At 66.1% G+C, this 14,692-nt stretch carries 13 protein-coding genes and 1 pseudogene; 4 read left to right on the top strand and 10 right to left on the bottom strand.

The features are described from left to right. Positions 1-432 (bottom strand): annotated as a pseudogene (locus GV792_RS16515) (lipase); the annotation flags it as partial. A 533-nt stretch (positions 433-965) separates the two neighbouring features. On the opposite strand from GV792_RS16515, the gene GV792_RS16510 reads away from it, so the two are divergent. Beyond that, positions 966-1,148 (top strand): hypothetical protein, encoded by a 183-nt coding sequence (locus GV792_RS16510; protein ID WP_163824999.1) that lies wholly within the window; start codon positions 966-968, stop codon positions 1,146-1,148. 52 nt (positions 1,149-1,200) lie between these two features. Here GV792_RS16510 and GV792_RS16505 read toward each other — a convergent pair whose 3' ends face one another. Beyond that, on the bottom strand, positions 1,201-1,584 hold the full coding sequence (locus GV792_RS16505; RefSeq protein WP_163824998.1) for a hypothetical protein: 384 nt from the start codon (positions 1,582-1,584) through the stop codon (positions 1,201-1,203). Positions 1,585-1,592: 8 nt separating this feature from the next. Then, positions 1,593-3,305, bottom strand: a complete 1,713-nt coding sequence (locus GV792_RS16500) for a hypothetical protein (protein WP_163824997.1) — start codon at positions 3,303-3,305, stop codon at positions 1,593-1,595. A gap of 384 nt (positions 3,306-3,689) precedes the next feature. Between GV792_RS16500 and GV792_RS16495 the strand changes: the two genes are divergently transcribed. Then, complete coding sequence (locus GV792_RS16495) at positions 3,690-5,282, top strand: AMP-binding protein (protein ID WP_163824996.1); 1,593 nt, start codon at positions 3,690-3,692, stop codon at positions 5,280-5,282. 60 nt (positions 5,283-5,342) lie between these two features. Here the strand turns inward: GV792_RS16495 and GV792_RS16490 are convergent, their stop codons facing one another. Genes GV792_RS16490 through GV792_RS16465 form a run of 6 tightly spaced genes read right to left on the bottom strand, consistent with a single transcriptional unit; the run spans position 5,343 to position 10,433 of the window. Further along, positions 5,343-6,011, bottom strand: a complete 669-nt coding sequence (locus GV792_RS16490) for a TetR/AcrR family transcriptional regulator (RefSeq protein WP_163824995.1) — start codon at positions 6,009-6,011, stop codon at positions 5,343-5,345. Between the two features lie 9 nt (positions 6,012-6,020). Beyond that, a complete protein-coding gene (locus tag GV792_RS16485; RefSeq protein WP_163824994.1) occupies positions 6,021-7,220 on the bottom strand; it encodes a lipid-transfer protein in 1,200 nt (399 codons plus the stop codon). A 43-nt stretch (positions 7,221-7,263) separates the two neighbouring features. Continuing rightward, a complete protein-coding gene (locus GV792_RS16480) occupies positions 7,264-8,418 on the bottom strand; it encodes a thiolase domain-containing protein (protein WP_163824993.1) in 1,155 nt (384 codons plus the stop codon). Continuing rightward, entirely contained in the window at positions 8,415-9,485 is a 1,071-nt protein-coding gene (locus GV792_RS16475) for a lipid-transfer protein (protein WP_163824992.1), read from the bottom strand. The genes GV792_RS16480 and GV792_RS16475 overlap by 4 nt, the downstream gene beginning before the upstream one ends. Further along, positions 9,478-9,978 carry a Zn-ribbon domain-containing OB-fold protein gene (locus tag GV792_RS16470; protein WP_163824991.1) on the bottom strand — a complete coding sequence of 167 codons (501 nt, stop codon included), beginning with the start codon at positions 9,976-9,978 and terminating at the stop codon, positions 9,478-9,480. The genes GV792_RS16475 and GV792_RS16470 overlap by 8 nt, the downstream gene beginning before the upstream one ends. Further along, a complete protein-coding gene (locus tag GV792_RS16465) occupies positions 9,975-10,433 on the bottom strand; it encodes a Zn-ribbon domain-containing OB-fold protein (protein ID WP_163824990.1) in 459 nt (152 codons plus the stop codon). Before GV792_RS16465 ends, GV792_RS16470 begins: the two co-directional genes overlap by 4 nt. 209 nt (positions 10,434-10,642) lie before the next feature. Here GV792_RS16465 and GV792_RS16460 point away from each other — a divergent pair, with 209 nt between their 5' ends. Together GV792_RS16460 and GV792_RS16455 are read left to right on the top strand one after the other, a co-directional pair. After that, positions 10,643-12,181: an aldehyde dehydrogenase family protein gene (locus GV792_RS16460; protein ID WP_163824989.1), complete on the top strand. Its 1,539-nt coding sequence runs from the start codon at positions 10,643-10,645 to the stop codon at positions 12,179-12,181. Between the two features lie 42 nt (positions 12,182-12,223). Further along, positions 12,224-13,108 carry an alpha/beta fold hydrolase gene (locus tag GV792_RS16455; RefSeq protein ID WP_163824988.1) on the top strand — a complete coding sequence of 295 codons (885 nt, stop codon included), beginning with the start codon at positions 12,224-12,226 and terminating at the stop codon, positions 13,106-13,108. 55 nt (positions 13,109-13,163) lie between these two features. On the opposite strand, the gene GV792_RS16450 is transcribed toward GV792_RS16455, so the two are convergent. After that, complete coding sequence (locus GV792_RS16450) at positions 13,164-14,552, bottom strand: WS/DGAT/MGAT family O-acyltransferase (RefSeq protein ID WP_163824987.1); 1,389 nt, start codon at positions 14,550-14,552, stop codon at positions 13,164-13,166. Positions 14,553-14,692 lie beyond the last annotated feature (140 nt).

Below are 14,692 nucleotides of genomic sequence, written 5' to 3'. Positions count from 1 at the left end.
TACGGCGGGTCCGGCAGCAGCTCGGGTTTCTCGGGTGGGTTTGCAGTTCCAATCATTGGCACCGGGCGGGGCCGCATCACCATTGGCCAACCCATAAGCGAACGCCGCCAACCACGACGTCTGCGCGGGACCCACCCCGATGGTGTCGGAGGCATACCCACCCGAGAAACCCGAGCTGCTGCCGGACCCGCCGTAACAATCCCCTGACCCGTTGCCCGAGCCCGCACCGCTGCCAGAATCACACGCCGACCCTGAACTCGACCCCGAATCGGCGACGGGCCCGGCCACCGAACGACCCGCAGCAATGTAGTCGGCCAACTCCTGCTCGGTCGGCGCCGCCGCAGCCTGCCCACCCAACGGGCCCAGCGCCAACACCGCAGCACTCGCCACCACCGCCACACGCGACAACCGACGCGAGGTACTTCGCCTCATAACAAACCTTCCTGAGCGACAAACGTTTTCAGTGACAGCGCCGCCCGAAATGGGACGGCACCAAAACTGCGCCAACGGTATTTGCGAAAACGACGCAGTCCCATGGAGAACGGTGGTCTCTGGAAACCTCACGAAAATTGATCACCGGTATTCGGCACGATGGACAATCGAGCTGTTGTCAACCTGTGTGTCAGCACCGAGACGCCCGATATATCGAGCAGAGTGGGGTGTTGATCAGGAGGTTCGCTGACGCTCTGGTCAGGGCGCGCGGTGCGCGCGGGAATCACATGTGTGTGGAAACAATTCTCGAACCATCAGCACTGTGAGCTGTACAGGCGTGGAATGAATTCGGAGATTCCGTATTCCGCGCCGCATATAGTGGCTGTCCCGGTGAAACCCGTCATGGCAGTAGGAGGTTCAGAGCTTCGGCCGTTCGAGACCTTCGCGGCGTGGCCACGTCCCGGCGGTGAGACATCAGCGGTGCGCTGCTAACAGCTCTCTCTGCGGGGCGGGATCGGAGAGGATGGTGCTGGATGTATTTCGCGAGCATGGTCGCGGCCTGGTTGACGTTCGCCGCGCTCGGCACGACATCCCTGTGGGTGGTCTGGGCGGCCCCGGTGCCCACCCGCGTCAAGGTGCAACGCTCACTCGGCCCCATGTGCCTGTTGAGCGTTGTGGTGATGCTGGTCTGGATGCAGCTCGCGGCCGGCCGGTGATGGATCCGACCGGCGACCGGCGACCGGCGTATCAGTCGCCGCGGCGATCGCGTCAGGATGCCAGCTCGCGCACCTGTTCCAGGAGGCCGACGATCTGCTGGATCGTGTCGAGGTTCTGCAACGACTCGGGGATGCGACGACGCAGTCGCTCCCAGCGGCTGGTGGCTCCGCTGATATTCGGTTCCGGGTCGGCCAGATCCCCGAGGACATCGTCCACATCCGCGGCTGAATCGGGCGCCGAGGCGAGTTGGGTGCGCAGGTGAGCGAGCTCGCCGCGGAGCTGGGTGAGCACAGCCGCGAGCTGATCGGTGTCCGTGCCACCGGAGAGATGGACCGGTCCGTTGATCTGCCCGTTGTTGCCGGAGCCTCCGATATTGCCCGCGACCACCTGGCCGCCGGTGATGCGCACTGATTGCGACGGTGTGTTGTCTGCCATCGAGCTTCCTATTCCGTTGCGGTCGAGTTGTTTTCAGGTCCCGACTGTACGGAGCCGGAATTGCCTTCGCCGCCGATGTTTCCGGCGATGACGTTGGAGTTGTTGACGATCGTCGAGTTGTTGATCTGCTTGACCATGTCGTCGAAGCCCTTGGCGGCAATGCCCTTCTCGGTGAGATATCGATGCGCTGCGTCGAGGGTGCGTCGCTCCAGGATCTTGACGTAGCGGTCGCAGTCGGTCTCCTGGAACAGATTGTTGAGCCTGTTCCCGGCGCCGATTTCCCGGATACTCGCCGCGGCTCCGAGCACCCGTGCCGCTTCGTCGGGCGTGGTCCAGGTGCCGCCGGGGCGGTTGCGGGCGATGATGCCGCGCACCAGATCGCCGACGCGGCTGGGCACCGTGGTCGGCAGCAGAGCCAGGTCTGCGACCGCCGCCCACAGTGCGCGCAGCTCCAGCATGTCCGGTGGGGTGTCGACGCGACGGAATGTGGGCGCGATGGGCGGCAACACGAACGCATGCCATTCCAGCACCAGTATGCGTTCCTCGCAGCCGACGTGCAGGAATCCCGATACCGCGAGCTGACGCGCCCAGCTCTCCAGCCGGAAGCAGCGGTAGTAGCGCAGCCATTCCGGTGACTTGTTGGCCAGGTCGGCCCAGTCCTGCTCGTTCAGCTCCGGCTCGGCGCCGGCGTTCAGCCGATCCAACAGCGGACCGGCGGACGGGTTGTGCACGATATCGACCGGCGACAACAATGCCCAACTGGTGATGCCCAGGTCCGAGAACCGCCATCCGGGGGTAAGCGTTGGGGAGGTGCGCAGCTTCTTCAGGTCCTCGGATACGAAGTCCTGCAGTTCGCGTGGATCGAAGCTCGGCACAAGGGCGACCGTTTTCTCCGGTGCGGCGGCATCCTCGGTGGTCGTCTTCGCGTACAGCTCGAGTGCGGCCGACCAGGAGCGGACCCGATTGCCCGCGCCGACGAACGGTTTGCGCCCGCGATAGACCACGATCTCGCCCGAGTTCTCCTGCGAGCGACGCAACTGATCCTGGGTGATGCGCTGTAGCCGCGCGGCGTACGGCGCGGACGCCTTGACCACGGCTTCTCTCGGCGCGGTCTGCGAGTGATATCGCCCGTAGCCGAACCAGTTTGTGGCGACCTGCCAGGGTAGATAGTGACGGGCGATGAGCACACACAGCATCGCGGTCGTCAGCGCGAGCGCGGTCAGGACCAACAGCACGGCGATACCCGAGCTCGAGCCCGAATCCGATGACCCGATCAGGAATGCCCCGAATGGCACGGCAACCATCGCCGGTAGGAGTAGCCAGAGAAAAGCAAGCAACCACCATATGACGGCTGTTGCCCACCAGCGCTGGCGCCGCCCAAGGAAGAAACGGCCGGAGCCCGAAGAGCTGTATGTCAGTCGTGACACGATCGTCGAGCACACTCGCCAGGTGAGGCCGGACGCGAGCCACACGGCGACCAGCGGAAACGCGAGCACGGTGGTGATCGCGAGCAGTCCGAGTAGTGCGGTGTTCACGGTCCGCCGCCGCGACTGCGCCGCCAGCGCCTCGCGCAGCACGGTCGCCGCATCCACGCCCGGCGAGGGTGGGATCGCCCGCTTCGGCTCGGCCAGATACTCCTCGACCAGCGCATCGGCGAGCTCGTCATCGAGGTGAACCGCGGCCGCAAGGTAGCGCGTCGGCTCATCGGTCGGTGGGGTCATCGCGGTCTCGGTGTGGTGCCCCGAAGTCGTCTCGCCGTGCTCATTCACGCCCCCCTGATGAACTCGAATCGCTTGTGTCGCAGAGGGTATCAGCGGTCGCCGACAAGATCGCCGGATTCGGGCCGGTCAAGGTTTGTGCCCGGAGTGTCGGCCGACCCCGGAGTGTCGGCCCAGTGGTTCAGGCGTGGCGGTACCCGGCTCGTCAAGGGCAACGCAACGTAGCAGGCGGGACGAAACCTGTCGCCGGGTCGGGATCCCTCGACGGGGGAGGTGCAGGCGTCACGGCCTGCCCGGAATAGATCGCCCAGAACCCTTGCTCAAAACTAGAACGCGTTCTAGCTTTGAGTATGTATCTGTCGCGACGCGGGCCCGAAAGGCGCATGAATGAACACTGATCCGCAGATCACCGAGGTCGATCAGCTCCATCGGGAGCCGTTGGCGGTCGATATGCTCATCCGCTCGCTAGATCTGTATGCCGATCGGACCGCGGTGCACATCGGTGACGAGCAGCTGACCTATCGCCAGGTGCGCGACCAGATCAGCACGTTCGCGCAGGCCTACGCCTCGCTCGGGCTCGGGATCGGCAGCCCGGTGGCGATCCTGTCCGCGAACCGGCCCGAGGTGCTGTTCACCCAGGGCGCCAACGCGGTCACCGGTGTCCGGTTCGCCGCGCTGCATCCCATGGGTTCGCTCGACGATCACGCCTACGTCCTGCAGGACGCGGGCATCGAGACCCTCATCTACGACCCGGACAAGTACGAGGAGCGGGCCGCTCAACTGGCCGAACGGGTACCCGAGCTGAAGAACCTGCTGGCCTTCGGCCCGACTGAGGCCGGCACCGACCTGCTGGCCGCCGCGCGGGCCTTCGACCCCGCCCCACTCGTCGCTCCCGACGTCGCGCCGAGCGACACCGTCAGCCTCGCCTACACCGGCGGTACCACCGGTAAGTCGAAGGGTGTGATGCTCAGCTTCCGCGGCGGTGCGACGCTGCTGCGCATCCAGATGACCGAATGGCAGTGGCCACAGGACGTGCGTTTCCTCGTCTGCACGCCGCTCAGCCACGCGGGCGGCGCGTTCTGGAACCCGACCAGCCTGCAGGGCGGCTCGATCGTGGTGCTGCCCGGATTCGATCCGGCGACGGTCCTCGCCACCATCGAGAAGTACAAGATCACCTCCACGATGCTGGTCCCGACCATGCTCTACGCCCTGCTCGACTACCCCGACCTGGACAAATACGATCTGTCGAGCCTGGAAACCGTCTTCTACGGCGCGTCTGCCATCTCACCGACCCGACTGGCCGAGGCGATCGAGAGGTTCGGCCCGATCTTCTTCCAGTTCTACGGTCAGGCCGAATGCCCGATGACGATTTCGGTGCTGCGCAAGGAAGACCACGATCCGGCCGTACCGCAGCGTCTGGCAAGCTGTGGCCGTCCGGTGCCGTGGCTGCATGTCGCGTTGCTCGACGACGAGGGTAACCAGGTACCGACGGGGGAGCCGGGCGAGATCTGCGTGCGCGGCCCACTCGTCATGAAGGGCTATCTGAACAAGCCCGAGCAGACCGCCGAGGCCACCGAGCACGACTGGCTGCACACCGGTGACATCGCCCGCCGCGACGCTGACGGTTTCCTCTACATCGTCGACCGCAAGAAGGACATGATCGTCTCCGGCGGCTTCAACGTCTACCCGCGCGAAGTGGAGGATGTGCTCTCCGCGCACCCCGCGGTGAGTGCTGCTGCGGTCATCGGTGTCCCCGACGACAAATGGGGCGAGGCGGTAAAGGCGGTCGTCGTCTTGCGCTCGGGCCGCGAGGTGGCGGTCGAGGAATTGCAGGCCTTGGTGAAGGAACGCAAGGGCGCCGTATACACGCCAAAGACAGTCGATTTCGCCGACAGCATCCCGCTCAGCCCGCTTGGCAAGCCGGACAAGAAGGCCCTGCGCGCGCAGTACTGGGGCGATGGTGCGCGGCAGGTGAACTGAACACACGCGAAAACGCCGTCGGCCGAGAAGATTCGGCCGACGGCGTTTCGTTGTGGCCGTCTACTTCGCGCGATCCGGTGGTCCGGCGAGGATCGCGGTGACCATATCGATCAGTTCCTCGAGAACTTCCTCGGACGACAGCCGAGTGCCGCTGAGCGCGAGCATGTCGCGCAGCCCGTCGAGATCACCGAGTGCCTGGAAGGTCAGGCTCATGGCCTGGGTCAGCCGGAAACGGATGGTCCGGGCGGGCACACCGGGATTGATAGCGCCGAGCAGCGCAGTGAACCGGCGGGCCTGGGGCGCGAACCCATCGGTGATCCGCGCCAGCGCCGGGTGGCGGCTGCCGATAATTCCCGCGACGATCGTGACCCACGCGGTACCGCCCGCGGCGATCTGCTCGGCGACCGGCCGAACGAAGGCCTCCGCCACCGTGCGTGCGGTCGGTGCGCCGGAAGCCTCGATGCTGTCGAGTAATTCGGCGCGCCGGTGCGAGACCTGACCCCCTCGCTGGTCGAGCAGGGCCTCGACCAGCGCGTCCTTGGAACCGAAGTGATAGTGCACCGAGGCGACATTCGCGCCGGCCGCCGACATCACCGCGCGCAGCGACACCGCGTCGATCCCACGCTCGGCGAAGAGCCGTTCGGCGGCGAGGATCAGGCGCTGATCGGTCGGCAGGGTGGCCGCGGGCGGCCCGTCCGGCGCGGCGTCGGTCTGTAGTCCTCGGGTCACGTGCGCACCCTAATCGAGTGGTGCCGGCGCGCTGTAGAGCGTCACGACGCAGGCGCCGCCGAGGCCGAGGTTGTGCGCGAGGGCGCGCCGAGCGCCATCCACCTGGCGTGGTCCGGCTTCACCACGCAACTGCCAGGTGAGCTCGGCGCACTGCGCCAGCCCGGTCGCACCGAGCGGGTGTCCTTTGGAGATCAGCCCGCCGGAGGGGTTGACCACCCAGCGTCCACCGTAGGTCGTCGCACCGGCATCGATCAGGGCACCCGATTCACCGGGGGCGCACATGCCGAGCGCTTCGTAGGTGATCAGCTCGTTGATCGAGAAGCAGTCGTGCAATTCGATAACGTCCACCTCGTCGATGCCGACGCCGGTCGCCGCGAACACTTCCTGCGCCGCTTTGCGCGTCATCGGCGCACCGACCACGTCGATCATCGATTCGGTGGCGAACGACGACGTGTCATCGGTGGCCAGCGCCTGGCCGAGAATCTCGACGGCGCGATCGGCGAGCCCATGCTTGCGCACGAACGCCTCGCTGACCACGACCGCCGCCGCGGAACCGTCCGACATGGGCGAGCACTGCGAGCGGGTCAGCGGATCGTGCACGGGTTTGTCGCCGAGTACCTGCTCGAGCGTGTACGCGTCCTGGAACTGCGCGTAGGGGTTTCGGGTCGAATGCTCGTGGTTCTTCACCGCGACGCCTGCGAGTTGTTCGCGGGTCGTGCCATAGCGGCGCATGTGCTCGGCCCCGGCGGCGCCGAAGAACTGGGCTGTCAGCGGCGCCTTGCCGAATCCGTTGGTGGACTTCAGGACCGCGATATGGCGGTCGATGGTCGTCACGGCCGGGTTACCGGAGCCCGCCATCGCTTCTTTGGTCATCTGCTCGAAGCCGACGGCAAGCGCCACGTCGACCAGACCCGCCTGCACCCATTCCCGGGCGAGCATCAGCGCGGTCGACCCGGTGGCGCAGTTGTTGTTGACGTTCACCATCGGAATCCCGGTGAGCCCCACGTCGTAGAGCGCCCGCTGCCCCGCCGTGGACGGCTGGAAGACATAACCGACCGCAGCCCGCTGCACCTGGTCGTAGCCGACGCCCGCATCCGCGAGCGCCGCGCCCACCGCCTCGGCGACCATATCCGGGTAGTTCCAGTCCCGGCTGGCGATCTTCTCGAACTTCGTCATCCCGACACCGATGACGAACGTACGCTGACTCATTGATTCTCTCCTCGACAACGCTGTGCGCGTTGATATGTGGTGACTACTTACTCGGCCGTTCACTGCCGACGACCCAGAGGGCATGGAATTGCGACGCACCGCCCATGGCGTGGCCGATGGCCAGCGTGGCCTCCGGTACCTGATGCGCACCGGCGGTGCCACGGACTTGCAGCGCGGCCTCGGCGAAACGCAACAATCCTGTGGCGCCGGTCGGATTGCCCGACAGCACTCCGCCCGACGGATTGATCGGTAGATCGCCGCCGAAGGCGGTGCGCCCGGAGTCGACCATCTTCCAGCCCGCACCGATGTCGGCCAACCCGATGTTCTCCAGCCACATCGGCTCGTACCAGCTGTAGGGGATGTAGAGCTCGGCGGTGTCGATCTCGCGGGCCGGATCGGTGATGCCTGCCTGCCGATATGCCTCGGCCGCGCATTGCCTGCCCGCTTCCGGGTTCACCTCGTCGCGACCGGCGAAATGACCTGTCTCGGTGCGCCAGGCCATGCCGTGAATCCAGGCCGGGGGTCGCGGATTGCCCTCGGCGTCGTCTTCGCCCGCGATGACGACCGCGCACGACCCGTCCGAGGATGGGCATGATTCCAGATACCGGATGGGATCCCACAGCATCCGCGAATCGCGCACCTCCTGCACGGTGATATTCGGACGTTGGATGTGCGCGTACGGATTGCGCGTCGCATTGAGCCGATGGTTGACCGCCACCTGCCAGCCGATGTGCTCCGGCGCACCGGACCGCCGGATGTACTCGCGGATGACCGGGGCGAAATGCCCGCCCGCGCCTGCGCCGAGGTTGGCGCTGAACGGCAGCCCCCGTGACAGCGCCCAGGTGAAATCGCCCTCGGATTCCTTCGAATAGGCGACCACGAGCACCCGCCGCGCCAGTCCGGCCTGCACGAGATGCGCGCCGTAGATCGCGGCATGCCCGCCGACGCTGCCGCCGGTGAACACCCGGGTGACCGGCAGGCCGCGCGCACCCATCGCGTCGGCAAGGTACAGCTCGGGATTCATCACTCCGTCGAACAGGTCTGGCGTCTTCGACAGCACGATGGCGTCGATATCGCCGTGGTCGAGTCCGGCGTCGGCCAGTGCGGCGTCGACCGATTCGCGCACCAGTGCGCCGATGGTGACCTCGCGTTTCTTGGCCTGCTTGCTCTGTCCGATTCCGATGACCGCGGTTTTCATCGATCGCCCTCCATCAGGCAGATCAGGTTCTGCTGTAGCGCCGGCCCGTTGGTGGCGTGGGCAAGGGTGCGATCGGCGCGGCCGGCCAGGATGTGCTGTGCGGCCTCCCCGATCCGGATCAACCCGGTCGCGGTCGCGGGCCGGCCCGCCAGTGGTCCGCCACCGGGATTGATTCGAGCACTGTTCACTTCGAGCGTCGCGGCGAGCAGCGGTTCCTGATAGCTGTACTCGCAGTGCAATTCGGCGATATCGACGGCGGCCGCGCCGAAACCGGCGAGTTCGGCCGCCTTGGCGGCCGCGGCCGCGACCGTGTCGACGCGGGTGAGATCGCGCGTACCCGGATAGTGGCTGTCCATCCGATGATCGGCGCCGCGCACCCAAGCAGGCCGGTGCGTGAGCCTACGGGCGGTATCACCGGCGGCGAGCACCACGACCGCCGCCGCGTCTCCGACGGGCGCCACATCGTGGGCGCGGAGGGGAGAGGCGATGTAGGGCGCGTCGAGTAGCTGATCTACCGGATACTCGCCGGATATCTGCGCGGCGGGATTCTCGGTTGCCGAGCGGAGGCTGCGTGACACCACCTCGGCCAACTGCCGTTCACTCACCGCGCCCGCTTCGATCAGCGCTGCGGCCTGCAATGCCGCGATGGCATCGCGATGCGGTCGCAGCGGCGCCAGGAAATACGGATCGAGCTGGGCGGCCATCACCTGGTCGAGATCCTGCGGTAAGGACCCGCGGCCGATGCCGTAGACGACAGCGATATCGCCCTCGCCGAGCTGTAGCCAGCTCCACGCTTCGTAGAGGGCCCAGGCCGCGTCCATTTCGACATGCGATTCCGAGATCGGCGGCCATGCCCCCACCGCGTCGAGCGATTCGATATAGGCGAAGGTGCGCCCTTCGAAGAAGTCGTGACTGCCGGAGGCGAAGAAATCCACGTCGTCGCGGGTGATTCGGGCGCTGTCGAGCGCACTGCGGATCACCGGCAGCAGGATTTCGGCCATATCGTGGCGGCGATCCGCAGCCGTGCACGGCGACTGAGCGAAGGCGACGATACCGACCTCACGCATCGGAACCTCCTGTCGTTGACACGGATTCGGTGGCCGTCGCCGGCCGGTAGTAGCGGATGCTGTTCATCGATGTGTCGAGTTCGTCGTCGGCACACCAGAACGGTTCCACCGCCATCCCGATGCGCACTTCGCTCGGCTCGATCTCCTGGATCAGATGCATCAGCCGGGTGTCCGCGCCACGGACCTGGATGTAGGCGACAACGTACGGCGGCTGGAAGACCTGGCCGGGGAAGGGGAAGTTCACCACGCAGAAGGTGGAAATGGTTCCGTCGCCGGGCAGTTCGAGTGGTTCGGACAGTTCGGTAAGGCAGCGCGAACAGAATTCCGGGGGCGGCAGATACACCTGGGCGCAGCTCGGGCAGCGTCGGGCCAGCAGCCGGCGCTGAGCGAGTCCGCGCAGGAACACCGAGCGTCCGACGCCCGCGACGTAGGTGTAGTCCATCTGGAACGGGTTGGTGAAGTCGGTGACGGGTTCGGGCAGCTGTCTGCTCATGCGGTCACCACCGGTTCGAAGCAGACGATGTCGCGGATACTGCCCACGCGTTCCGCACGCCATCGCGGTGCGACCCGCAACCCCGGCGCCATCGTCGCGGGATCGCCACCGGTGTCCACGGCGTGGAAGAGGCCGCCTTCGGTGCCGTCGATGGTGATCAGTGCCCAGGCGTAATCGTGGGCGAGGTCGTCGTGCGGGCGACGCGGCACCCAGGTCCAGTGCCGCACCGTTCCGGTCTCCGCCAGCTCCACGAGCTCACCGGTGGCACGGGCGGTCTCCGGATCGAATTCGGCCGCCGGGCACAGCACCGTGCCGCGATCGGTACGGACACCGAAGAGCCTGCCCTCGCGTAGGCCGCCGAGGAACGCGCCGACCGTGGGACCGACGGTGCGGTTGAACGGGAATTGCAGGCTGTACGGCGCATTCAGGCTGTCGTGAGGTGTTTCGGCTGTCATAGGGCTCCTACCGACTGGTACCGAGCAGTGGCGGTCGGCCCCCGAGGGGCAGCGGGCCGCGATTCGATCGTGGACCAGCGGTACACCAACTGTCAATCAGTTGTTTCAATCACCTGATTGAAGGGCATGTACAGCTGGTCGGCGATGTCGTAGTCTGGCGCCCAAAGTAGAACTTGTTTCAGATGCATTCCTCGGGTGAGGAGATTCCCATGGCCATAGTCCAATCGCTGCCATCGACGGCCGACGGCCACCGCAGGCTCGGCCTGAGCAACCCGGCCACGCGCGATGAAGTCGGCGAGATCGTGGTGAGCACCGCGGAGGAGGTGGCCGAGGTCGTCCGGCGCGCTCGCGCCGCGCAGCCGGGGTGGGCGGCACGTCCGGTCACCGAGCGCGCCGACATCATCCGACGCGCGGTCGAGGTGCTGATCTCCCGCCGCGACGAGATCGTCGCGACGGTCCGATCCGAAACCGGTAAGCCGCGGGTGGAAGCGCTCGCGATCGAGATCGTGCCCGCCTGCGATTTCCTCAACTACTGGAGTGGTCGCGCCCGCAAGGATCTGGCCGACGAACGTCGACGGCTGCACGGCTACCTGGCCCCGCTGAAGAAGCTCGTCGTCAACTACCAGCCACTCGGTGTGGTCGGGGTGATCACGCCGTGGAACGGCCCGTTCGTGCTCTCGCTCAATCCCATGGCGCAGGCGCTACTCGCGGGGAACTCGGTGGTGCTCAAACCGTCCGAGGTGACACCGCATTCGGCCGAATGGGCGGTGAAGATCCTGCACGAGGCGGGTGTGCCCGAGGATGTCGTGCAGGTGGTGCACGGCGACGGCGAGACCGGCGCGGCGCTCGTCGCGGGCGACGTGGACAAGATCTCGTTCACCGGTAGCGTCCCGACCGGAAAGAAGATCGCCGCGGCATGTGCGGCCCGGCTGATTCCCTGCACGATGGAACTCGGCGGCAAGGACGCGATGATCGTCTGCGCCGACGCCGACCTGGAGCGGGCATCGGCGGGCGCGGTATACCTGTCGATGTTCAACACCGGTCAGGTCTGCGTCGGCGTCGAGCGGATCTACGTAGTGGACAGCATCGCCGACGAATTCATCGCCAAAGTGCGAGAGAAGGCCGAATCGGTCACCTATGGTCCCGGTACCGGCAAGGATGTCGGTCCGCTGTTCTGCGACCGCCAGCTCGATATCGTCACCCGGCATGTCGACGACGCCGTGGCCAAGGGAGCCAAGGTGCTGGTCGGCGGTAAGAGCGATACCGCCGACGGCGTGTTCTTCCAGCCGACGCTGATCGTCGACGTCACCCATGACATGGATCTGATGCAGCAAGAGACGTTCGGTCCGGTCGTGGCGATCATGCGGGTCGCCGACGAGAACGAGGCCATCCGTATGGCCAACGACTGCGAGTACGGACTCAGCGGCAGCGTATTCACCAAGGACCCCGACACCGTCGTCCGGATCGCAAAGCAGCTGCGCACCGGTTCGGTCGTGCACAACGACGCCTCGGTCATCTACGGAGTGCCCGAGGCGCCGTTCGGTGGCCGCAAGGACAGCGGGCTCGGCCACGTCAACGGCCGGGACGCATTGCGCGGCTTCACTCATGCCCAGCCGGTGTTGCTGGATCGGTGGCAGCTGAAGAAGGAGAACATCTGGTACCCGTACACCGACAAGACCGTGCGGACGCTGGAGCGGATGATCGACGTGGCGTTCGGTAGCGCCATCGCCCGCAAGCTCATGTCGTGACGGCCTGCGGGATCTGCTCGGTGGAGCCTGTGGAGGTTCGCGATGGGAACTGACCGATCGGTGCGGACCGGTCCGTTCGTGGTGCCCGCGATCGACGAGATCCCCGGCGGACGGCTGCTCGAGCTGCCCGGCCGCGGTCGCACCTACGTCGTCGACATTCCCGGCCCACCGGATGCGCCGACGTTGGTCCTGCTGCACGGCACCGCGTGCACCGCGATGCTCAATTGGTTCCCAGCGCTCGACACCCTGGCCGCGCGCTATCGGATCGTGCTGTTCGACCAGCGTTGGCATGGGCGCGGCATCCGTTCCGAGCGGTTCCGGCTCGACGACTGCGCCGACGACGTGGTCGCGGTAGCCGATGCGCTGGGGGTGGACCGCTTCGTCTGCGTCGGGTATTCGCTGGGCGGTGTGGTCTCCCTGCTGACCGCCCACCGTCATCCCGATCGGGTGGCCGGGCTCGTGCTCTGTGCGACCCCGTACCGCTTCCAGGAGAAATGGCGCGAACGAGCCTTCCATCGCGGCTTCGCGGCCATGGCGAACAGGCTTGGTGGCTATCCGTATCAGCGGGCAGGGCGGCTGGCGGGCGCGTTGCCGGAACTACCCGCGGCCCTGGTTCCCGGACAGCTGCGGCGCTGGGCGATGGGGGAGCTGCGCAGTACCAGCGGGTGGGCCCTGACTCCGATATTGGCGGAGATCGGGACATTCGACGCCACCGAGTGGCTGTCGAGTCTGCACCTGCCGACGGCGGTGGTCATCACGACCAAGGACAAGGCGATTCCGGTGTACCGGCAGATCGAAATGGCGGCCTCGATTCCGGGGACGAGCATTCACCCGGTTGCTGCGGGGCATACGGCCTGTGCGTTCGCGGCGGACCGGTTCGTTCCGGTGCTCGACGAAGCGTGCGCCGCGGTGGCGGCGCGGTTATGAGATGACGACCCTGTTCGACGCCGGTGGCGAACAGGGCGGTCGGTCGGAGCGGTGATCAGCCCCGAGTTCGCGCCGCGGACAGCAGATCGGCGATCACGGCAGGTACCGCGTCGGCCAGCTCGCCGATATCGGGTACCAGCTCACGGCAGGCGATGAACCCGAAGTCCAGGTCGCCGCAGTTGGACAGCACGGTGGCGGTCAGGCCTGCCCCGTGGAAGATCGGGCCGAACGGATACATGCCATCGACTCGGACGCCGAGGAAGTACAGCGGCATCGGTGGGCCGGGAACATTCGACACCACGAGGTTGTGCACCACCGGGTGGTGTTCGGCCAGCTTCAGCGACGAGTAGACCCGCGATACCAGCTGGAAGGCGTTGGGCGGAGCGTATTTCGACCAGTCCTGCAAAAAGTCGGCGCCGATCAGATCGTGCTCCTGTTTGGCCTGCTGGTTCGAGGTGGCGAGCATGTTCAGCCGTTCCACCGGATCGGCGATATCGGTACCGAGGCGGCAGAACAGTGTCGACACCTTGTTGATGCCCTCGGTGTGCCGGGTCGAATCGTGCACCGACACCGGAACCGAGGCGATCAGCGAACGCGCGGGCAGTTCGTCGTGGTTGTCGAGATAACTGCGCAGCACCCCGCCGACAATCGTGAGCACCACATCGTTGACCTTCACGTCGAAGGCTGCCTTGATCTCCTTGATCGCGCCGAGATCGGCCTTGGTGAAGGCGACCGCGCGGTGGGCGGTGATGGCCTTGTTGAACGGTGTGCGTGGCGCGGAGAACGGCAATGCCATGCCCGCCTGCTTGTTCCGGCGCCGCTGTGCGAACCCCGCGACCATCCCCACGGTTTTGGGCACCATGCCGAGCATGCCCGCCTTGATCGGGAAGCGCACCGCCGCGCGAGCCGCCAGCGCGAGATCGTTCGGTTCGGGTTCGGGCTGCCACGGCTCCGGCTCGGGCCGAGTGGCACCCGGTTCGAGGTCGCACAGGTGCATCATCATGTTCGTGCCGGTGATGCCGTCGACAGCCGCGTGATGGTATTTGCAGATCACGGCGACCTTGCCGTCGTCGAGGCCGTCAACGACCGACATCTCCCACAGTGGTCGATCCCGGTCCATCGGGCGGCTGGCGATATCGCCGATGAGTTCGGCGAGTTCGGCCCGCCCGCCCGGCTTGGGTAGTCCGACCCGGCGGATGTGATAGTCCAGGTCGAAGTTCGTGTCGTCGACCCAGACCGGATGGTCGAGGTTGAACGGCACCTCGTGCACCCGCCGTCGCATATGGGGGATGAGCGGCAGCCTGCGGCCGAGTTCGGCCTTCAGTGCGTCGAACGAATAGGTGCCCTCGACGGGATCGAGGATCAGCAGTGCGCAGACATGTAGATGCTGTGTTCCGGTCTCCAGATAGAGGAAGCTGGCATCCAGCCCGGTGAGTTGTTCCATAGCCAAAGCCTACTAGAACGTGTTCTAGTTTTCGCCTGGTTCAACGCGAAGTCGATCACAGTAGCGGGTGATATTGCCAGATTGTGACCTGCGGGTATCGTTCCGGAATCTGTATGTAACTCAAGGTCCTAGGTATGTGT

Source organism: Nocardia cyriacigeorgica, from assembly GCF_010868145.1.
In the GTDB taxonomy this organism is placed as follows: domain Bacteria; phylum Actinomycetota; class Actinomycetes; order Mycobacteriales; family Mycobacteriaceae; genus Nocardia; species Nocardia cyriacigeorgica_D.
The sequence above is the reverse complement of the archived record's forward strand: the minus strand, read 5'-3'. Positions and strand labels throughout refer to the sequence as shown.